Origin of the sequence: Komagataeibacter diospyri, assembly GCF_043995075.1 — a bacterium.
In the GTDB taxonomy this organism is placed as follows: domain Bacteria; phylum Pseudomonadota; class Alphaproteobacteria; order Acetobacterales; family Acetobacteraceae; genus Komagataeibacter; species Komagataeibacter diospyri.
This window is the reverse complement of sequence record NZ_CP171836.1, coordinates 159,436-180,230: the sequence shown is the minus strand read 5'-3', so window position 1 is coordinate 180,230 and position 20,795 is coordinate 159,436. Positions and strand designations below refer to the sequence as shown.

Here is a 20,795-nt window from a genome sequence, read left to right as displayed (position 1 = left end):
TTGGCCTGTCCCACAGCGTCCGCCCGGTTCCTGCAATACTGCCGTGACAAATATCCCGTGAAATGCCGGAAGGCTGCATTGAACGCGCATCCTGGCAGGTATTGCACCCGGATCATCGATCTGCATCCGCGCATCAGATAATGCATGCCGGTCTGGCTGATCCTTCGGTCAGCCTGCCACACAGGCCCGGAAACCGCACGACGTTCGGCCGCAGGGATACCCCCTGCGCCACCCGTCAGGACTCCTGACGGGTGCCGGTCTGATTGCCGAAGTTTGTATAGAACGTCCCGGATCGAAGCGCGCTTTCAATCTGTTCAAGTGTGGTTCCTGCCGTTTCAGGCACATATTTCCACACAAACACAAAGGCTGCCACGTTTATGAAACCGAACAGCCAGAAGGTACCTGTCGTGCCCAGCGCCTCAACCAGCGATAACGTGACAAGGGAGACGATCGTGTCGGACACCCACACCGTCGCACTTGCCATCCCCATCGCCTTGCTACGGACAAACAGGGGAAAGACTTCGGCAGCGATCAGCCACACGGCCACGGATAGAGAGCCGAAATTAAAGAAGATATAGCCCAGAAGGGACACGACCATAAGGATCAGCCGCACCCCCGCGAGCGGTGCGGAACTGAGGAATACAGCCCCCAGCACAAACAGGGACAGGGCCGCCACCGGCAGCATGTACAGCATCATGCGCCGACGGCCGATGCGGTCTATCAACGCAATCCCCATTGCGGTTGTGATTGTGGACGTAACACCGACCGAAACCGATGTCAGCAATGCTGCCGAATGACCAAGCCCGGCCTGCGACAGGATGATGGGCGCGTAATAGACAATGACATTGGGGCCGGATAGCTGCGAGAAAGCCGCAATCCCAAGTGCTGCGACAAGAGCAGGCCGTATCCAGCGCTGTTTCAGACTGAACCTGCTGGCCCCGGCGGCTTCCCCCGCATCGACTGTCAGGACGTCCTCCAGTTCCTGCCGCACGATATCCTTATGCCCGCGTAGTCTATACAGGATCGAGACGGCACGGCGTTCATGTTCATGATGCAGCAGCCAGCGTGGACTTTCGGGCAGGAAGAACATGCCAAGGGCAAGCAGAATGGCCGGAATGGCGCCAAGCATGAACATCGCGCGCCATGACCCGGCACCGCCGGACAGTTCGTATCCCACGAAAAACGCCAGAAGCAGGCCCAGTGAAAACACAAGCTGGAACAGCGACACCAGCCCCCCACGTCGGGATGCCGGGGCCAGTTCGGCCACATAGACCGGCACGATCTGCGTAGTAGCGCCAATCGCTACCCCCAGCCATAGGCGCGCGAAAATCAGGGTGCCGACATTGGGGGCAAGCCCGCACCCCAGCGATGCCGCGATGAATATGCCGGCAGCCACCATGATGGCGGGCCGACGTCCCCATCGGTCCGATACGGGACCGCTCAGCAGCGCGCCAAAAATCGCCCCGATGTTCAGGGCTGCCGCCACCCACTCCTGCCCCGCCGTAGACAGTGAAAATGTCTGTGTCACAAAAATCAGGGCGGAAGCGATGATCCCGGTATCATACCCGAACAGCAGGCCACCCACCGCGGCAACCGCGGCGGCAATGGACACATACCGGCGTGCGGAAAGGGTCTGGTCCCCATGATGCACCATGGCCGCAAGGGCGGACAGGGCGCGTTCATGGGTGTGGTAACGGGATAGGTCCTGAATGTTCGGTGTAGTGGGCATCCCGGCATTTCCTTTCCCTTGTGGCCAAGAAGAACCGTTGGTCAGCCCGCATCGGACGCGCCAAAAATATCGCGCAGGGTCTGCGTCATCACGCCTGCATCAAGCGTTTTTCCAAGCCATAGCTCCACACCGATCACGCCCTGATTGACCAGCATGCCCAGACCATCAAGCGGCGTGCAGCCGCGTTCGCGGGCTTCACGCAGGAACCGTGTCATGGGGGGATTGGGAATGACATCTGCCACGATCTGGCCCTTTACCAGCGTGTCGAGGTCAATTTCAGGCATGGCCAGAGCATCACCAAGGCCAACCGATGTAGCGTTGATGACAATGTCCGTGCCGTCGGGAATGCGGGCCTTTCCCGACCATGGGCAACCGGTTGCGTCACTTCCGGTATTGTCGCGCACCAGGGCCGCAATGGTTTCGGCTTTTGCCGCGTCACGGTTGACCACCGTTATGCAGGCAGCGCCAGCCAGGCCCAGCTCCACAGCAATGGCGCGCGCTGCCCCGCCGGCGCCAAGCATGAAAACCTTCTTGCCCGCCGGATCAACCACATCCCTGAGGGAGGCAAGAAAACCCTTGCCATCGGTATTGTTGCCAACCAGCCTGCCATCACGGATGGCGACACAGTTCACCGCGCCAATAATCCGCGCGGCTTCTGCCAGTTCATCCAGATGGTCGATAACCGCCACCTTATGCGGCAGGGAGCAGTTGAAACCTGCCCATTCCATGGCAACCGCCCCCTTTACAGCCGCTGCCAGATGCGTGGCCTTGACGTCACAATTGATATAGCGCGCATCGATTCCGGCATGGCGGTATGCCGCCTCGATCATGGCAACGGTCGGATTATCGGCGCAGGGCGTGGAAAACGAACCGGTAAGAATGCTGCGGAAATTCTGGTTGCTCATACGGCGTTCCTGACGGATGAAGGATCGGGTTGCATAGCTATGCAAAACAAGACGCTTTTCCCCGTGGGTGCAAGCCCTAATTCAGTCAATCGGTGATGGCTGTGCTACCGCGTTCGATCAACTGCGCGTCAACAACATGGGTGCGTGAAAGGGGCGTGCCTTTTGCCACAAGGGCTTCATCCAGCAGTTCCATGGCGCGCGTGACCATCAGTTCCGTATGCTGATCGAAAGATGTCAGGTCATAGCTACGCCATGCGGCCTGCGGAATGTTATCATATCCCAAAATGATGACATCGTGCGGGCAGCGCAGGCCCATACGTTCGCGCAGGGCATCAATCGCGCCACAGGCCATCATGTCGTTACTGGAAAAAATACCGTTCGGCTGGATGCCCTGTCTGTGCAGGCTGGTGATGGCGTCGTACCCGCTGCCGTATGTATCATCACCCTGTAATCGGGTCAGTGCGGTCGCGGGAATACCTGCTTCACCCAGCCCCCGGCAGAACCCTTCGCCACGCGCGCGGGAGGCTGCATTCTTGGCAGGACCTGCCAGCCAGACCGGGCGCGCCACACCCCATGCCGCCATAAGGCGCGCGGCAATGACCCCTGCCCCGTGATTGTTGGAATTGACCGTTGATATCCACGGCCCCACCAGTGACGAGTTGAAGCAGACAACCGGGATCTGAAGTTGGGACAATGCCCGGGCCACCGTTTTAGACCCGATCGCAAGCGATGTGACGACGGCATCGATCCGGTAACTCAGCAACTGGTCCAGCGCGCTATCAAGGGTCAGGGCGTCATCCACATGCATGAGCAGCACCTGCAGGCCGCTTGAACGCAATGCGGTCGCCAGGCGTTCAAGCGCCGTGGCATAGAACGGGTTTTCCAGTCCACCAATCACCACGCCCACCATGTATGACCGACCCGATAGCATGATGGCCGGAATACGGTTGGGCCGGTAACCAAGGCTGGCTGCTGCGGCCAGCACCTTCTGCTTGGTGCGCGATGAAATGCTGGCATCGGGAGAAAACGCACGCGATACAGCCGATTGGGATACGCCGGCCAGTCGGGCGACATCAATGGACGTAACGGCACGAATGGTGGCTCACTCCCGCATATCATGTTTCATGACAGGTCTACCCCATGCGTATCTGTAACGCCATGCTGACAGCAGGGCCCATGACCGTAATTGCCATATCCTGCACGATATCCGTAGTCGACATACAGTCAAAGCATCGGGATTGCACCACATGGGCGCCGCGCCCCCGGATCCGGTCATTCGTGGGCGATGCCCTGCCATTTGCCGACCATCCGTTCAGGCACGCAATCGAATGGTCAATCACGCAACAAGGGACGGACCGCATGGCATCTATCCAATCGTGCGGCTGCGTCCGGCCAATGTCGCAAAAACTGCAGCCAGCATGCTCGATCCCATCAGTAGCCACAATGGAGCGATCCAGCCACCTGTTGCATCATGAAGCAGACCGACCAGCAATGGTCCAGTCGCTGCGCCCGAATACCCGATGAACTGCGCCATCCCCGACAAGGCAGCCGCCTGATGATGGTCACGCGTACGAAGGCCAAACAGGGAGAGGCTTGTAACCATGGCAATACCCGCCCCGAAACCGGCACAGGTGAGCCATAACAGTGAAAGATCGGGCATGAACGCCAGCCCTCCCGTACCGATCAGCAGCAGGAGCCCGCAACTGAATCCCAGTAATTTCTGATCGCTCAACCGCCGGATGACAGGGGCGCTGCCCAGGTTGGTCGCAACGGCCACCACCTGAAAAACAAGCAGCATGAAACCGGCGGAAGACAGGGATATTCCCCGACTGGCCGCATATGATGCAAACCAGTCCACCAGCGAATAGAACACAAGGGAATGAAAAGCGAAGAAAAGAGATACCTGCCAGCCAACCGGATGACGCCACGGTGAAACAAAGGCGCTGCCACCGGTAATGGCTGAAGACACGTAATGCTGCCGGACGCGGAACTGCGGCATCCATACAAAAAGCGCCACAAGTGCAGGCAACGCCCAGATTCCGATCGCACCCTGCCAGCCCAGACCAGACATATGCGCAACGGGTTCGGCCAGCCCGGCCGAAAGACCGGCCATGGCCGCCATGGCGGCAGCATAAAGACCGACAAGACCTGCGGCATGCGTTGGAAAATCACGCTTCACCAGGCCGGGCAGCAGGACATTAGCAAAAGCGATACCGGAACTGAGGACTATGGTACCGAGCCACAAAGCCCCCGGCATCGCTATGGAGCGGATGACCGTGCCAAGCGCGATGCCAAGTAACGCCATGCCAAGAATTCGCTCAAGACCGTGTCGCCGTCCCACGATCGGAGCCACGGGTGAAAGCAGGGCAAAGATCAGCAACGGCAGGGAATTCAGCAGTCCCGCAGTCGTATCATTGAAACCAAGATCATGCTGGATGGCGGGTAGTACCGGCCCCAGACCTGTAATGGGCGCACGAAGATTGGCACCGATAAGGACAATACCGAAATAAAGCCCGGAACGCCCCACGGCAGGAAAACCGGTAGATGAATCTGGGTTCTGCACGTTAACATCCTGCATGTGCCGTCCCTGCCAATTATGGCAGATAACAACAGAAATGCGTTGGTTGACGTTAACGCTTACGCGGGACGCACGGCATATGCTTTCCCGTCTGGCATTGGCCCATACGCGTCCTTCAACGTGGCGTCAACCTGCCTGATTGCAACCAGCCCGTCATTGACGGCGTGCCAGTGGGACCGGCTGGTCATATACGCCAGCCCCTGTTGGTGTCCCGGTTTTCCAAACAGACAAAAGATATCAGTGCCAGAAAAGCTCGGTATCGCGGAAAACTTTCCATGCAGATGCAAGGGAGCGAAGCGCATGGCGCTGACGTTTATCATTCCAGCGCGCAAATATGCCCACAACCGGTGCGATCTCCAGATGCGTTTCGCCAAGTGTGCCGATCAAAGTCGCAGCAACAGTCGCGTCATTGATCTCCCCCAGATGCCGCAGCAGCTTCTTACATCGCTTCACGTAGGTTTTCACGGCATGGGCAGGATAAAGAGCAGAGAAATAATTGACGCCATAGCGCAGTTTCTTGAGCGATTTGCGCAGGGCATGCCGTTCTTGTGGTGAAAGTTCGCGGATATGCTTTCCCCTGCCCTTTACCCTGCGCGCCAGGCGATCAAGCCGCTTTGGCACAATATGGGATAGGGAAACCGCCTGACCGTCTTTCCCACCGGGAAAAGCAGTCTCTTCAATCCAGGCGGCAAGGGAAAGTATCAGCGTTGTCAGGGCTGGTGTTTCCAGTTCCCGACGAAGCTGTTGATGGGCAGCCGTTCTTTTTTCCTGGGCCACATCAGTCAGCATGCGGATCAGATCGCCCTCGTCATGCGTCGCGAAGGCTGCGGGCAGTGTTTGCAGACACAATACATCCCAGTCACGTGCTTCACCCAGTTCACGCCCGATGCGCCGCAATTCAGACTGAAACAGATTCAGAACAGAACGATCCTGATCCTTATACGCGATCATCTGAAGCATGGTGCGTAACTGACGGATGGCTACCCGCATCTGATGTATACCTTCGGGATCGCCAGCCTCGGCTGCGGGCTGATTATTGATCAACGTATTCAGGCCAGACCGGATCAGGATGCTGAAACCGTCAGCAATCGTCATTTTCCCGCTCAGCAGGGGCCGACCGTTCCGCACGGAGACTGCTGGTGCACCGGTCAGAAGACGATAGCCGCGTTCAGCTTTTGTAAGGACGCCAAGCCGCAGGGGAACAACAGCCTGCAACACCAGCGCCAGATCGTAAAGAACCCTTACCGGACCATCCCTGATCTCCAGTTCCAGTTCCCGCACCATGTCGCACGCACTACCGGCCCGAACGCAGCCTTCATCAATGGCGGCCTCCACCAATGCTCTCTCGTGCCGGAATATATGCGTAGTGCGGTGCACATCCGATACCCATACGGGCAGCAGTTTTTCCTGCAAGGCGGTTATCTGCGGTCCGAAAGGGGTCTCTGACAGCACAGACAGGTCAGGCCGATCTGATTTGATGACCCATTCCCACTCCCTGCGATCCAACGCCAGTTGATTTCCTTCTCCAGTTGCTTTCAGGGTCTGGATGCGCTGCCTGCCTGCACGTCTGATACGTAGCGACAGCCCGGACTGCCTTAACAACAGATCCGGACTGTCATAATAGGTTGTGACAAGATGCTTCTTACAACCCTTCTCCCCATTTATTGCAGCAAAATGCCGGTCAAGCAGGGCATGGGCCTGATCCGTGAAAAGCAGCTTCAGTTCGGTTTCCCGCGGAGGGATCATATCCTTTCCAGACATTTTTCTTTCATACGATCCATCACAAGATCGTTCCCTCTGGTTCAGGTTCTTTTCGCAAGATAAGAACGCCCGTCCCGCACTCAGGCAACACTATAGTGGCGTTTTTTTAACAAAAGTGACGCATGTAAAAATCCCCGCGAACATGTGCATATGGGCCTTCGCGCGAACAGGGACGCTCTGCCTCCGTTCGGCCAGCAGATTATTTACAATGCGATATCTTAACCATCTTCTGCTGACCAGACGGCGCAGGATACCACAAAAGACGTAGGAATGGGGGCCGGATATGACATTCCTGGCCATATATATTTATTAATATATCTACCTAAACCAGATATCACATTTCCCGTTAAAAGGGACAGGAGGCAGGTTTATCCGGAGGATCGAATCTTGATGTCGCACGCTTCAGCCATTTGTTACGCAAATCATGGGCCGCGGACAGCGTATCGCTCTTATGCCGGGCTGACATCAGACTCTGTTTGTTCTTTCCCATTACGTGCTCACACACGCTGGCATGCGCTTCGTACAGTTCCGATATGATACTGACCAGTCCACTTCTGTCATCCGCACCAATACGTTGATTTACTTTTTTAAATTCGATCAGCATCACGGCATGGTCTTCAAGGAAAAGCCCGCTAAAGGATGGTGACATCTGCGACATGTGTGGCCGAACAACAGAAATATAATCCGCAGGCAGCATATCTCCTGCAAATTCCATGGCAAACCGGGATGCCACCAGAACGTACTGCAGATCACGTGCAAGGGTATTTACTTTTTTTAGATCAGGTTCACTGGAAATGTTTCGGCAACATAGAAGAATACCCTGGATCAGGATAAAAAAAATCTGATGCCCGATTTTCCATCGGTTAAGAATGAGAGGCGGAGATATATTATTTCTTTCCGAACCAGGTCCCAACTGGGATGATGCAGTGCTGATCCGTTGAAATATATCATGATATGGTTGTTCCATATCATGATCATGGTATGACAGAACCCATTTTAGAACTGTGAACATTCCATCAATAATACTACGTGACTGATCGGTATTGTATAACCATTCAACCTGTTTGATGCCAAGGAATGCAGACATTACAATAATGCACGATGCGCCCAGCATATCGATGGGACTGACATCCATGTTAACACGCGCAATACCAAAATACCTGTCAAACATACCATGGTCGGCTTTGCGCTGGGCATCAGGCACTTTGTATTCATTCAGGTCCAGCGCATAGGGCCCATACACCATATCAGCAGCACGGTGCGGGCAGGTATCCATTACTGCCCCAGCAGCATATCGGGACAGACTGTTTACGTATTGCACAAGACAGGGACCAAATTCACGGTCCACCCATATATTTCCATGCAAAAGATTCCTGGGCATGGGAAGAAAGATATGCTCATGCTTCACGGGCTTCATCCTTTATTTTATTATGTCGCGCATTACTTTTTTCATCAAACGGAATAAAATTATTGATATTTTACCTTATTATATAAGATGCAACCGGACAAAACGGATCAGGTTATAAATGAACGGATCACGCATGATGTCATAATGATCGGCATCGAATACTTCCGTAACGGTTTTCCCTTTCAGAACCCGTGCCCAGCCATATGGCGCACACCGCAGGATGGTCGTGCGAAGGTGCAACAGCCCATTGGTCAGCCGTGACCGGGGACGGCAGATCGCAATAATCGTACGGCCATTATAAATACGCGGGGTCCAGTCGGCTTCTGCCCGGACAAGGGCTACCGCCATTTCACGATAGGCCACAGGTATCCACTCCGGCAGGTCCCGCTGCCGGATACAGTTACGGGCTTTCTGGTATCCTGATTTCACGAATGTATGGGCAGCGCGCCTGTAACGACGTAACCAGTTTCGAACATCTACCGCGATATGCTGCGTCCGTGGATCAATCAATATCAACGTTACCATGCAGCCACTATTTTCCAGTGTACAGGCAATATCTATCGCTGGAATTGCCCCGGCGGAATATGCCGCCAGTATATATGGACCAACCGGCTGCAGTTTCCGCATTTCAGTTACATAAGCGGATGTCAGTTTGGCCAGAACGGGCCGTTTGATCAGTTCAGCCTCCAGCGGGACCGCTGACAGCCCATAAATCGGACGGTCATCCTGGAAATGCCGGGCAAAGGTAAGAAAGCTGAGGGGGCGACCGAAAACATCAGGAAGGCAGAATATGGGCGTTCTATCCCCACCCGCCTGCAGCACCGTAATATGGCCCGGAACCTTCTCCTGTCGTTGCACGATGGGGGCAAGGGCCTGAGCGTTGCGTCCATGGTACAGCAACGAAGCTGGAATGACATGCCCCAGCAGTTCCTCCAGCCGTATGGCAGCCAGAGGTGGTCCCCATTTTTCAGACAGGGCGATAAGCTATAATCCGACCTGAGAGAGGGCAGGTTTTATGGGTAAGGTTACGCGCAAGAGGTATGGGGCGGAGTTCAAAACACGGGTTGCCCTGGAAGCGATCCGTGGGGAACTGACGCTGGCGGAACTGGCGTCGAAACATGGTGTGCATCAGACGATGATCGCCCAGTGGAAACGGCAGGCGATCGAGGGGATGGCGGCGACCTTCTCCGGGAAGCCGGTGGCCGAGCCCCCGGTCAGCCCTGCTGATGTGGAGAAACTGCACGCGAAGATAGGCGAGCTTCTCGTGGAACGGGATTTTTTACGCGATGCCTCTGCTCGGTTGGGCGTGATCAGAGGCGGCAGATGATTGACCCACAGCGACCGCGCCTTTCCATTGTCCGGCAATGCCTGCTGCTGCATCTGAACCGGTCTGGCGTCTACTATCGGCCAGTGCCACAGAGCGAGGCCAATCTGGCGTTGATGCGGCTGATCGACGCCCAGTTCCTGGAAACGCCATATTATGGCTCACGGCAGATGACATGGTATCTGCGCCGCCTGGGATATGAAGTCGGCCGCAAGCGGGTCCGGCGGCTCATGGCGATCATGGGCCTGCGGGCGGTCTACCAGAAGCCGCGCACGAGTGTGCCTCATCCGGAGCATCGGAAATATCCGTATCTGCTGCGGGATCTGGTCATTGAGCGGCCTAACCAGGTCTGGTGTTCCGATATCACGTATATCCCCATGAAACGGGGATTTCTCTATCTCGTGGCGATCATGGACTGGTTCACGCGCAAGGTGCTGTCCTGGCGTCTGTCGAACACGATGGATGCGGAGTTCTGCATCGAGGCGCTACAGGATGCCCTCACGCGCTATGGCGCTCCGGAAATTTTCAATACTGACCAAGGGTCGCAGTTCACGACGCCCCGTTTCACCGGGCTCCTGGAAGAGCGTCAGATCCGCATCAGCATGGACGGGCGCGGGCGATGGCTGGACAACGTGTTCATCGAGCGTCTGTGGCGGTCGCTGAAATACGAATGCGTCTATTTGCATGCGTTCGAGACCGGATCGGAGCTACGGGCCGGGCTTGCCGGATGGATCACCCATTATAACGGGCAGCGTCCGCACTCGGCACTGGCTGGACGCACGCCCGATGAGGCGTATCATGACGTGTCGACGCCATCTGGTCCGGGGTTAACCCCGGACCAGATGGCCAACAGCAACGCCGTCAGAATGGCGGCATAACAACAACCGGGTATAGCTTATCAAGCCCACAAAACTGTCCGAACGGACGGGTCCACCTCTGCCTGCTCAGCCAGAAGGGAATCTCCGCCATGATCAAAAAAATCGTCGTACTGAGTCAGGAAGGGCTGCCGAAGAATATCGCGGAATACGCCGACAACCACTTCTTCCACCGGACGCAGGACGTTACCGGAACTTACGATATCCTGCATTTCATCCACCTCCATTGCGGTCAGTGCTGCACGGTCGATTTTCCCCACTGGGCTTAATGGCAGATGATCCAGAACCGTCAGCCGTGTGGGCAGCATGTAATCAGGCAACATCGTGCGCAGCGCGCGTCGTACCTGCGCCAGTGTCATGGACTGATCCGACACGACAAAGGCTGCAAGATGTTCAGTTCTTTCTTCTCGTTCGACCGCAATGACCGCAGCCGCATGAACATCCGGAATACGCGCCAGCGCGGATTCCACTTCATCCAGTTCAATACGATATCCACGAAATTTTATCAGCCGTCCGCATCGTCCCACGAACAACAGATTGCCATCTTCCATTTCCCGCACAAGATCGCCAGTACGGTACATCCTTCCTTCCGGCACGAATGGATCAGACACAAAACGTTCAGCCGTCAGTCCGGGCTGGTTCAGATATTCAATGGCAAGTAATGGGCCGCCGATGAATAGTTCTCCCATTTCGCCGCGCGTGACCGGTTTCCCGTCCTGATCCATTACATATAATCGTGCATCAGCTATGGCCTTGCCAATGGGCGGATCAACACGAATATCGCGTGGCACATGAGCAATTGTAGTACAGATGGTTGCTTCGGTCGGACCGTAATGATTCCTGACCGCCCGAACGGATGATTTTGCATAAATCTCCCGTGCCAGTATCGCCGTCAGCTTTTCACCGCCAACGCTGATGACACGAACGGAATCAGGAATACGGCGTGCCTGAGCCAGCAAAGCAAAAGCTGAAGGAACACCATTCAGCCATGTGGGCATTTCAGTTGGTGCAAAGGGTTCAAGAAGATCACGCTTCAGCAGAACGGTGCCACCAACACTGAGGGGCAGGAATATTTCCAGTATTGAAGGATCAAAACAGATTGAGGTTGTTGCCGCACCACATGCCAGATCTTCAGGCCTGAATGTTTCCGCCAGACTTTCAATAACCGCGCTTGCAGTATGGCGCAGCACGACCCCTTTTGGACGACCTGTTGATCCTGATGTATAGAAAATACAGGCCAGATCTATGTTGTTTGCGCTTTCATCCAGGGGCGTTGTACTCCATGCATTGATCATTCCCGCCTCGACATCCAGTGCCAGACGCCATCCAGAAAAATCTGGAGTAACAAATAGCCTGGATTGCGTAACCAGAAGCGGAGGAACACAGTCTGCAAGCATCATTGCAATGCGTTCGGCAGGATAGGCAGGATCAAGGGGAATGTATGCCCCACCGGCTTTCATAACGGCCAGAATGGTTATGATTAATTCAGGTGAACGTTCCAGACATATCGCCACCAATGTCCCGGCACGGACACCACGACCACGTAAATGTCGGGCCAACTGATTGGACCGCTCTTCCAGATCCCGGTAACACAATACCTGATCATTATGCACAAGTGCGGTACAATCAGGACGAATACTGACCTGCCTGACAAATAAATGATGAATTCTCTGTAATGTCTGTTGCTGAAACTCTTTATCAATTACAGCCAGACTGGAGGCTTTGATATGAGATGGCATGGCGCATAAGACTCCATGGAAGAATTCGTGGACCGAATTTCCTTTACAAACCAGGAACATGATATATGTTTCTGCACAGTATCAATTATTCTTTTATAATCGATTGGCGCATCATGGCGCCATGGATAGATATGCGTGTATTTTGTAAAAATTCTTCATATATATTATCGAATTATTTTTGAAAAAAATTGATATATGAAATATATATTTGTATTTTATTTTATAATAATATATACTCACCCGTACTATATGCAGAATATATTGTCGAATAAACAATTCCTGCGCAGAAAAATTTACACCATGATCTGTCTGGATATGAATTCCCCTATACGCTGCATCCCGTTTTATAAAAAAGAATGGCATGGTACGATTTCCCACTCAAAAGAGAGTATGAGTTTTCTTCGGTAGAATCACGGAAAATGAAAAGCCTTGCAAAAAACGCTGACATTTTCATTCGGTTTCCGGAGCAATTCAAAATGTTTCAAATTTCATGGACGCACTTTCCACAATTCATGCCAACCATTAAGTATTACCATCAACAAAAAAAATCATGTTAGTGAAATAAATATGTAATAAAATTTTTTAGAACTTCATTAGGAAGATGACTCATTCATCATGAAAGCAGATAATATTCATCATCTTTATTGGTAATTTGTCGTGAAATTTCTTACTACAATATTATCAGAACGTGCACATCATCCCGTTAAATTCTTTGGCTTACATAACGAATGGCACCATCGTGGACAGTGAACCAGAACGCATGCAACATGTCAGGGCCTGTTAGGCCGTGATATAGCCTGCTGTAGCCGCAGTGAGGATGACGGAGTGCCGCACGTGGATGACCGGCGGGTTCTGAGCAGGATTGTTTATGTCATCCAAAACGGGTTTCAGTGGAAAGATGCTCCGAATGGGTACGGCCCTCACAAGACCTGATACAACTGGTTCATCCGGTGGAGCCGTCTGGGTGTCTTTGACAGGCTGGTCGTTCGACGCGTCTGATGATCGATATCCTCCTAACGCGGTTCTTTTCTGCACCAGGATGGGTGCATGAACGATGCCAGTCCTGCATCAATTCATGCAAAGTTTAATTGTGACTTGTTTCTACCCGCTGCGTTAGCTTCGGCACGGGACCAGACGCGGTCATAAACAGCCGGTATGACCCGGCCTGACCATTATTACCGCAGCGCCCCCCTTAATTAAGGGAGAAAACAAGGTGATCATGACAAGAGGGCCAACTACAAGCCCCGTCGCTACGCATCTGTCAGTCGCCACTGGCGACATCGCGCACCATACACCACGCAGTGCCATATACTGCAGCCTCTGCTTACTTCTTTTCACTATCACAACGATCGATTATGGGAATTATGTAATATTCGGGATTACAGATTGACGCTGGCTGCCATATGGCCTTTGTAAAGGCGCTACCTGCTACCGATCAGAATATCAATGCCACACAATGGCCCTTTATAATCATGGGCCTTGCGCTGCCGAACACACCAAAAGAATACAAACAGGCCAGTACCATCAATATTTTGTATTTCTTCTGAAAAATACCGTAAAATATGCCGATCCCATATACAGTGGCAATCGCGACATTGTTGGCTGCAGACCGATCGGAGGCAGTGGGGCACGATTTACAACTACCGGAACTGGAGCGTAAGAAACGGGGCAAAGAGAATGTTGTCCAACCTATCCCTCCCCTTGCACCTGGCGGACTACGCCGGATACTGGCATACGTGGCAAAACAGTATGTTCGGGTTGTCCTACCTACAATGACAATAAAAACAAGGCGCAGCTAAATGAATTACAAAAGGCCAACGGTCGATATTGTTAGTATCGGGCTGGGCTGGTCCTGTCCCGTGATGACGGCGAAACTGACACGCGCGGGGCTAAAAGCTGTTGCGATCGAACGGAATACATGGTGCGACACCCTCACCAGCTTTCCAACCATTCGTGACCCCGATAAACTCGGTTATTCCGTAAGTAAGGATATCCTGAATACCCCGGAAACGGAAACTTACGTCTTACATAACAAGAATATGCAGACCATACCCATGCGCAATTACCGCAGCAAGACGCTGAACAACAACGTCGGTGGGCGGTCACCATGCCCCCGAACAGTCTGCTCAATATCGTCCTACGGAACACCGGAGGCTCAATGACGGCCGCCAACCTTACCGGGGCAGCGATATCGACCTTTGCCTGGAAGCCTTACGATGACCAGATTGCGGACACCCTGACCAATATCTGCAACAGCATGAACAACGCAGCCCCTGCGGTCATGCCTGCCAATATCAGTAGGCCCGGCAAGGCCACCGGAGCCGAGCGGTCGCTCCGGCGCTGACTATGCTGTCCCTCTTTCCTGTCCAATTCCGGGCACAAGGGGAAAGAAATACCATCGACTATTCTTTTCTGTGCTGAGAAACAGCCAGAACAGGTACCGTTCCTTACCCATCATATATCAGATCAGGAAGACCTCTCATGCTTGGAATTGGAGTTCTGGGCTGCGGCCGTATTGGCGCCATGCATGCCGCCAATATTGCAGCCCACCCCAGGGCACATGTCGCGGCAGTATATGATATCAACCCTGCTGCGGCGCAGGCGGTATCCGACGAAACCGGCGCACCCGTAATGGCATCCGCAGCCGAGGTGTTTACCTCGCCCGACGTGGATGCGGTGTTGATCGCAACCGCAACCGATACCCATGCCGACCTGCTGGAACAGGCAATCGCGGCGGGCAAGCCCGTGCTATGTGAAAAACCGATTGACCTCAGTCTTGCGCGGGTGGATCGTTGTGCCGCAGCCATCGCGCATACGACCCTGCCGGTCCAGATCGGGTTCGTGCGACGGTTTGACCCCGGCCATAGGGCAGTATTCGAAGCCGTTCGTGACGGCACGATCGGGGAACTGCATCAGCTTATCATCACCTCACGCGATCCTGGTTTCCCGCCGGAAGCCTATCTGGAAAAGTCAGGTGGGATCCTGCGGGACATGACGATCCATGATTTTGACATGGCCCGCTACATTCTGGGTCAGGAACCCACCAGGGTATTTGCCGTGGGATCGCGTCTGATCGCGCCGAACCTTATGAACGCGCTGGATGACGAGGACACCATCACGGTCGTGATGACCACGACTTCGGGCAAACAGGCGATCCTTATCAATTCACGTGAGGCGACATATGGCTATGACCAGCGGGTCGAAGCCTTTGGCAGTCTGGGCATGGCAGTTTCCGAAAACCGTCGCCCCCATCATATGGTGCTGTCTGGCAGCACGTTCACCGACCACGCGGCGCCCCTGCTGAACTTTTTCATCGAGCGCTACCGTGAGGCGTTCGATGCGGAGATTGATGCCTTTGTCGATGCTGTGGAAAATGGCAGCCCCGTTGGTGTTAGCTACAATGACGGCAGACAGGCGCTGGTCCTTGCCGAAGCCGCGCTGAAATCGCTGCAGGACGGACGCATCGTCGATGTAAGTGAAATAGGATAACAATATTCAGGCCATGCGGCCGGGACTGCATGGCCAATTCTGCCTGTATCCGCATTTTCAGTCGATGAGGAACGTCTAGGCTCAGAACTCATAGCCAGAACATGACGGTTGCTGCGAGGCAGATGGCAGAGAAGAAGACAGTTGGACATCTATCGTAGCGTGTTACGACACGCCGCCAGTCCTTGAGACGTCCAAACATGATCTCGATCCGGTTTCGGCGTTTGTATTTTTTCTTGTCGTATGGGACGGGTTTGCTGCCGGATTTCCTGCCAGAAATGGAGGGCTTTATTCCCTTCTCTTCCAGGGCATCCCGAAATCAGTCGGCGTCATACCCACGATCGGTCAGCATCCACTGTGCGACGGGAAGGCTATCGAGAAGGGCTGCGGCTCCCGTGTAATCGCTCACAGGCCCTGCCGTCATGAAGAAGCTGAGCGGTGTGCCTTGAAGTACGTCACATCAATCATAATGGTCTGGGGCTCTGCTTTTTCAGCAGACAGGCCATCCATCATCCGCATAAAAACACCCATTTCACCCCAGCGCTTCCAGCGACTGTAGAACGTCTTGTGCGGCCCATATTCCCGGGGCGCATCGCGCCAGCGCAAGCCGTTCCGATTGACAAAAATGATGCCGCTCGTCTGTCAGCCAATATAGATCACTCATCTTCAGCCTCCTCGCAGAGCCTGAATCAGATTTCCTCTCTCACATCAATGGGTCCTGAGCCTAAACTGTTCTGCTCCCTATCCATGCACCATGGGAGCATGATACTACCCCCATGGTGCGGACAGGATACCAGTCAGTGAACTGGCCTGCCCCCGCCAAGCTCACCAGTTAGAAACTGGGCGCGTCCATTGCCAAAGGACCAGTGGGCATCTTCATTTTCGACAACAGATATCATGACATCAGACGGGGCAATCCCGCATTCCTGTTCCAGCCGTTCAGTCAGCAGGCGGTAGAATTCGGCCGTCTTGTCAGCACCGCGGGGGCGGCTGAACATCTGCACGACCACTACCTTGTCCGTGCGCGGGATATCAAGTCCCGTATCCTCCACAATCATGCGCGACGGCTTGTATTCCGATACAAGCTGGTAACGGTCACGACGCGGCACGGCGAATGCTTCCAGCATGGCTTCATGGGCAGCGTCGAGAAGGGTTCGGATTTCAGCATCCGTACGCCCTTCCAGCAGGTGAAAATGTAAAAGCGGCATCAATTTTCTCCTTGTGAATGAAAGGAAACAGGCGCGCCGTCCTGACCGACGCAACCTGTCCCCGCAAACGGGCATGCGGCAGGATCTGCCATACTCCCCCTTTTCCCCGACAGGTTCATTTCCGGCCGACCATATCCGTCAGCCCATCTGTCGGGACCGTTGGCGCGCTGGCCGCGCGTCGGCGCTTTGGGGCCAGCATGACGCTTTCGATCTTCTCCAGCGCGATGCCTTTCGTTTCCGGCACATACCGTTCAACGAACCACCACGAGAAAAGTGTAAAGAGCGCAAAGAGCCACATCGGCAGCGCGCCATGGAACATCGCGTCAAGCCTGTGGTTCTGCGCCATCATCGGGAAAAGCTGGCTGACAATGAAGTTCATCACCCAGTTGGCCGATACCGCGATGCTCATGCCTACGCCACGGATCCGGTTGGGAAAGATCTCGGCGATCAACACCCATGTCAGCGGTCCCCATGACAGGCCGAACAGCAGCATGTAAATCAGCATGCCCACCAGCGCGGAATACCCATGCGTCTGTGTATAAAGCGCCCAGGAGGTGGCCAGTAGCCCGATAATCATGCCGATCGAACCGAACCGGAACAGCGGCAGCCGGCCCTTGTGGTCGATAATCCAGCTTCCCAGCACCGCGCCCGATACGGATGCCACCCCGATCCATATGGTCTGGAACAGGGCGTTCTGCACGCTGCCACTGACCGAACCCAGCACCAGAGGTGCATAGTACATCATGCTGTTCACGCCCGTAAGCTGCTGCAGCATGGCGACCATGGCCCCCACGAAGATGATCCACCTTGCCCCCTTTGAGGCGACCGCCCGACCCAGATCGGATGTCTCGATCTTGTGTTCAAGCGATTCCTTGATTTCCGTCAGGACCGATCGGGCATGATGTTCATTGGAAATGCGGGTCAGGGTCCGCATCGCATCGTCATCACGGCCACGCAGGACATGCCAGCGCGGGGATTCCGGCATGAAGAAAATCGCGATGCAGAATACGATGCACGGAATGACTTCCGATCCAAGCATCCACCGCCAGCCCACGTTCATAAGCCATGCCTCGCTGGCGCTGCGGGCGATCAGGTAGTTGACGATAAAAACCATCAACTGGCCACCCACAATGGCGAACTGTTCCATGTACAACGCCCGTCCGCGCATGTCTTTTGGCGATACTTCGGACATGTACATGGGTGAAATCGAGGACGCCACACCCACCGCGACCCCGCCGATGAAGCGATAGACCACGAAGGATGTAAAACCAGTCGCCAGCGCCGCCCCGATCGCCGATCCGGTAAACAGTGCGGCGGACACGGCCAGAGTGGGGCGGCGACCAAAGCGGTCCGCCAGCCAGCCAGAAACCCCGGCCCCCAGGATACAGCCAAGCAGCACGTTGGAGACCGCCCAGCCGATTTCCGCCGGTGAAAGGTGGAAATAGGACTGCAACGATCCAACCGCGCCCGAAATCACCGCCGTATCATAACCGAACAGAATGCCACCCAACGCCGCAATTGCGCATATTCGCAGCACGTAAACCACATCATGCCTGTCCGATTGGACAAACATGATATTCTTTATGGGTTCTTTCATCATTACCACTCCAACAGTCATTTGTTCTTGCTGTTCTGTTCAGGTAGAGTGACGCAGGAATACATCCTGCGCCGTTCAATGAATCCAGTCGCAAAGTATGCGGCGCGGTGGCGGCCTTCGCCCGGAAACCACGCCTGCGGGCCTGTCCTTATCCCTGTCTGACGCACGGACCGCGCCCTGTAACGTGCTGGCTGCGGCCACCATGGCTCCATCCGGACCGGATGCAGAAAAAGTTTCATGGCTTTTCCAGAAGCAGAAAGTCACGAAACCAGAGTGAAAACGAAATAAAAAAAGATGGGACAGACATTGAATAATGCATTCAACGCCTGTCTCCATTCATGGTTTTTGAACAATTATTTATTTATGAAAAAATGGATCAGTCCCGCAGGTATCGACATTATATTACTGAACAAGACCGAACGTACGCTACGGGCGCCAAAATACGTTTATTCATGCTGTGTTTCGAATATGTCGGAAGGTGCCATCTGCTCCTTTACTTTGCCCCCTGCCCGCCATCCCTGTACAATTTCATAGGAATGCGTATGAATTTCGATAATGGTACCGCACGGATCACGGCAGTACACCATCCTGTAAATCCCGGATGGAGGGCGATCATCCCATATCTCTGAAATCTGCGCGCCTCCTGTTTCAACAATCCGGTTGATCAGCCCTTCTATATCCGGGTCCGTTATGCATATGTGAAAGGGACCGGGCTGATCGAAACGGATATCGGTCGTGCCGGACAGGGAACCGGGCAGAACCGGCTGAAACAGTTCAATGCCCACACCCCCGCCCGTTGAAAGATGCGCAATGCGCACATGCTGACAGCGTTCTCCCAGCGCATCCTGAAACTGCGCCAGTGCCGGTGGGCTGGCAACCAGATCGAACGGACCACTGAACAGCCGATAGCCCAGAACCTCCCCATACCATGAAATGGCACGGTCGATATCCGGCACGCTGATACCGATATGATTGAGGGGCCGGGGACAGGTCGTGAATATCATGATTTCTGTCCTTGCATAAATTCAAGACCGCATGGTTACGGGTTACGAAACGGCCTGTGGCATCAGGCCAATCAGGTCGCTTTCCTGTGGTTCCTCTACCGGGGGCAGAATGACGATCTGGTCTTCATGTATCCCCTGTCGCGCGGCAAGCTGCGGCAGGGACTGGGGGCGACCGGTACGCAGGGCGGCCTCCACCGCGACCAGGACACGGACATCACGCAACCCGTCTTCACCATCGGGTTCCGGGTCGCGGTCATTCAGGATACATTCCGAGAAATAGAAGGTTTCCCCCCCAAACTGCTCGACAGGGCCGTGGACATGTCTGTCTTCCTTTCCGTCAATCAGCGTGGTGTAGGTAATGGCGACAGACGGACCAAAGGTATAGCAAGGCCCAACCTTGACGCTGCCCATGCTGCCGAACAGGGTCAGACCTTCAACCGGTGCGCAGGCATAACTGACCATGAAATCGGCAATCCGGCCATCAGCAAACCGCAGCACGACCGAAACCGTATCGTCAAAATTGAAGCTCCGGCCCGGTGTGCTCGTGCCAACGGCCGTGACCTCCACTGGTTCGGCCCCGAACATATGGCGGACCGCATTGATCGGGTAATTGCCAAGGTCCGGTACGGGGCCTGACCAGTACCCACCATGGGCACGATGGTTTGACTGCGGCACATCCTGCCCGAATACCGAACTGAACCCGACAAGGGTGCCGAAATCCCCATTGCGGCAGCGTGAAACCAGTTCCACCGTTCCCGGCTCACAATGCAGGCGGTAGGCGATCATAAGCCTGCCGCCCCCCCTGCGCTGGGCCTGCAGGATCGCTTCGCAATCCTCCACACTGGTCGCCATGGGTTTTTCAAGCAGAAGATGCAATCCCGCTTCCAGCACCGGCACCGCATACTGCCGATGCAGCCCGTTCGGCGTCGCCAGATAGACCGCGTCAATATCCCCCGACGCCAGAAGATCCGGCAGTTCATCATAATGCCAGACCCGGACACCGTAGCGGGTCTCAAGGGCTTTCGCCTTTTTCATGTCGCCGGTCACAAGGGCTGCCAGGGTGGAATTGGCAGCCCGCTCGATACCGGGAATAAAGGATTGCTGGGAAATCTGCCCGCACCCGATCACGGCGTAGCGGATCTTCCTGTCATGTGTCGACGCGTTCATGGGAATTCCTCCAT

General features: G+C 54.7%; 17 protein-coding genes and 2 pseudogenes. 5 read left to right on the top strand and 14 right to left on the bottom strand.

All coding sequences use genetic code 11. The features are described from left to right. Positions 1-235 precede the first annotated feature (235 nt). The 8 genes from ACE2AA_RS00880 to ACE2AA_RS00845 all read right to left on the bottom strand — a co-directional run bounded on the left by ACE2AA_RS00880 (position 236) and on the right by ACE2AA_RS00845 (position 9,203). Complete coding sequence (locus ACE2AA_RS00880; RefSeq protein ID WP_395370676.1) at positions 236-1,729, bottom strand: sugar porter family MFS transporter; 1,494 nt, start codon at positions 1,727-1,729, stop codon at positions 236-238. Positions 1,730-1,770: 41 nt separating this feature from the next. Continuing rightward, positions 1,771-2,634: a shikimate dehydrogenase gene (aroE, locus tag ACE2AA_RS00875; RefSeq protein ID WP_141298718.1), complete on the bottom strand. Its 864-nt coding sequence runs from the start codon at positions 2,632-2,634 to the stop codon at positions 1,771-1,773. Positions 2,635-2,719: 85 nt separating this feature from the next. After that, entirely contained in the window at positions 2,720-3,697 is a 978-nt protein-coding gene (locus ACE2AA_RS00870; RefSeq protein WP_227002372.1) for a LacI family DNA-binding transcriptional regulator, read from the bottom strand. A gap of 303 nt (positions 3,698-4,000) precedes the next feature. After that, positions 4,001-5,197: an MFS transporter gene (locus ACE2AA_RS00865; protein WP_395370675.1), complete on the bottom strand. Its 1,197-nt coding sequence runs from the start codon at positions 5,195-5,197 to the stop codon at positions 4,001-4,003. Between the two features lie 74 nt (positions 5,198-5,271). After that, positions 5,272-5,400: a hypothetical protein gene (locus ACE2AA_RS00860; RefSeq protein ID WP_264371837.1), complete on the bottom strand. Its 129-nt coding sequence runs from the start codon at positions 5,398-5,400 to the stop codon at positions 5,272-5,274. Between the two features lie 49 nt (positions 5,401-5,449). Further along, positions 5,450-6,958, bottom strand: coding sequence for a CHAD domain-containing protein (locus tag ACE2AA_RS00855; RefSeq protein ID WP_395370673.1), 1,509 nt, complete (start codon positions 6,956-6,958; stop codon positions 5,450-5,452). Between the two features lie 361 nt (positions 6,959-7,319). After that, positions 7,320-8,381, bottom strand: a complete 1,062-nt coding sequence (locus ACE2AA_RS00850; protein ID WP_395370672.1) for a hypothetical protein — start codon at positions 8,379-8,381, stop codon at positions 7,320-7,322. 78 nt (positions 8,382-8,459) lie between these two features. Beyond that, complete coding sequence (locus tag ACE2AA_RS00845; protein WP_395372065.1) at positions 8,460-9,203, bottom strand: thioesterase domain-containing protein; 744 nt, start codon at positions 9,201-9,203, stop codon at positions 8,460-8,462. A gap of 193 nt (positions 9,204-9,396) precedes the next feature. On the opposite strand from ACE2AA_RS00845, the gene ACE2AA_RS00840 reads away from it, so the two are divergent. Next, a protein-coding gene (locus ACE2AA_RS00840; protein ID WP_102325733.1) for an IS3 family transposase occupies positions 9,397-10,583 on the top strand; the annotation gives its coding sequence in 2 pieces (ribosomal slippage) (positions 9,397-9,655 and positions 9,655-10,583; 1,188 coding nt in all). Between the two features lie 20 nt (positions 10,584-10,603). Here the strand turns inward: ACE2AA_RS00840 and ACE2AA_RS00835 are convergent. After that, entirely contained in the window at positions 10,604-12,319 is a 1,716-nt protein-coding gene (locus tag ACE2AA_RS00835; protein ID WP_395370670.1) for an amino acid adenylation domain-containing protein, read from the bottom strand. 822 nt (positions 12,320-13,141) lie between these two features. Here ACE2AA_RS00835 and ACE2AA_RS00830 point away from each other — a divergent pair. From ACE2AA_RS00830 to iolG, 4 genes and pseudogenes are all read left to right on the top strand, one after another. Continuing rightward, positions 13,142-13,249 (top strand): annotated as a pseudogene (locus tag ACE2AA_RS00830) (transposase); the annotation flags it as partial. A gap of 869 nt (positions 13,250-14,118) precedes the next feature. Beyond that, entirely contained in the window at positions 14,119-14,481 is a 363-nt protein-coding gene (locus ACE2AA_RS00825; RefSeq protein ID WP_395370668.1) for a hypothetical protein, read from the top strand. Continuing rightward, positions 14,478-14,663 carry a hypothetical protein gene (locus ACE2AA_RS00820; protein WP_395370667.1) on the top strand — a complete coding sequence of 62 codons (186 nt, stop codon included), beginning with the start codon at positions 14,478-14,480 and terminating at the stop codon, positions 14,661-14,663. The genes ACE2AA_RS00825 and ACE2AA_RS00820 overlap by 4 nt, the downstream gene beginning before the upstream one ends. A 137-nt stretch (positions 14,664-14,800) precedes the next feature. Beyond that, entirely contained in the window at positions 14,801-15,808 is a 1,008-nt protein-coding gene (iolG, locus tag ACE2AA_RS00815) for an inositol 2-dehydrogenase (RefSeq protein WP_141298732.1), read from the top strand. Positions 15,809-15,896: 88 nt separating this feature from the next. Here iolG and ACE2AA_RS00810 read toward each other — a convergent pair. The 5 genes and pseudogenes from ACE2AA_RS00810 to ACE2AA_RS00790 all read right to left on the bottom strand — a co-directional run. Next, positions 15,897-16,441 (bottom strand): annotated as a pseudogene (locus ACE2AA_RS00810) (transposase); the annotation flags it as partial. Positions 16,442-16,602: 161 nt separating this feature from the next. Further along, entirely contained in the window at positions 16,603-17,013 is a 411-nt protein-coding gene (locus ACE2AA_RS00805) for a tautomerase family protein (protein WP_141298733.1), read from the bottom strand. 115 nt (positions 17,014-17,128) lie between these two features. Beyond that, complete coding sequence (locus ACE2AA_RS00800; RefSeq protein ID WP_395372064.1) at positions 17,129-18,610, bottom strand: sugar porter family MFS transporter; 1,482 nt, start codon at positions 18,608-18,610, stop codon at positions 17,129-17,131. Between the two features lie 446 nt (positions 18,611-19,056). Further along, positions 19,057-19,614 (bottom strand): VOC family protein, encoded by a 558-nt coding sequence (locus ACE2AA_RS00795; RefSeq protein ID WP_395370663.1) that lies wholly within the window; start codon positions 19,612-19,614, stop codon positions 19,057-19,059. A gap of 42 nt (positions 19,615-19,656) precedes the next feature. Further along, positions 19,657-20,781, bottom strand: a complete 1,125-nt coding sequence (locus ACE2AA_RS00790; RefSeq protein ID WP_395370661.1) for a Gfo/Idh/MocA family protein — start codon at positions 20,779-20,781, stop codon at positions 19,657-19,659. Positions 20,782-20,795: the final 14 nt, after the last annotated feature.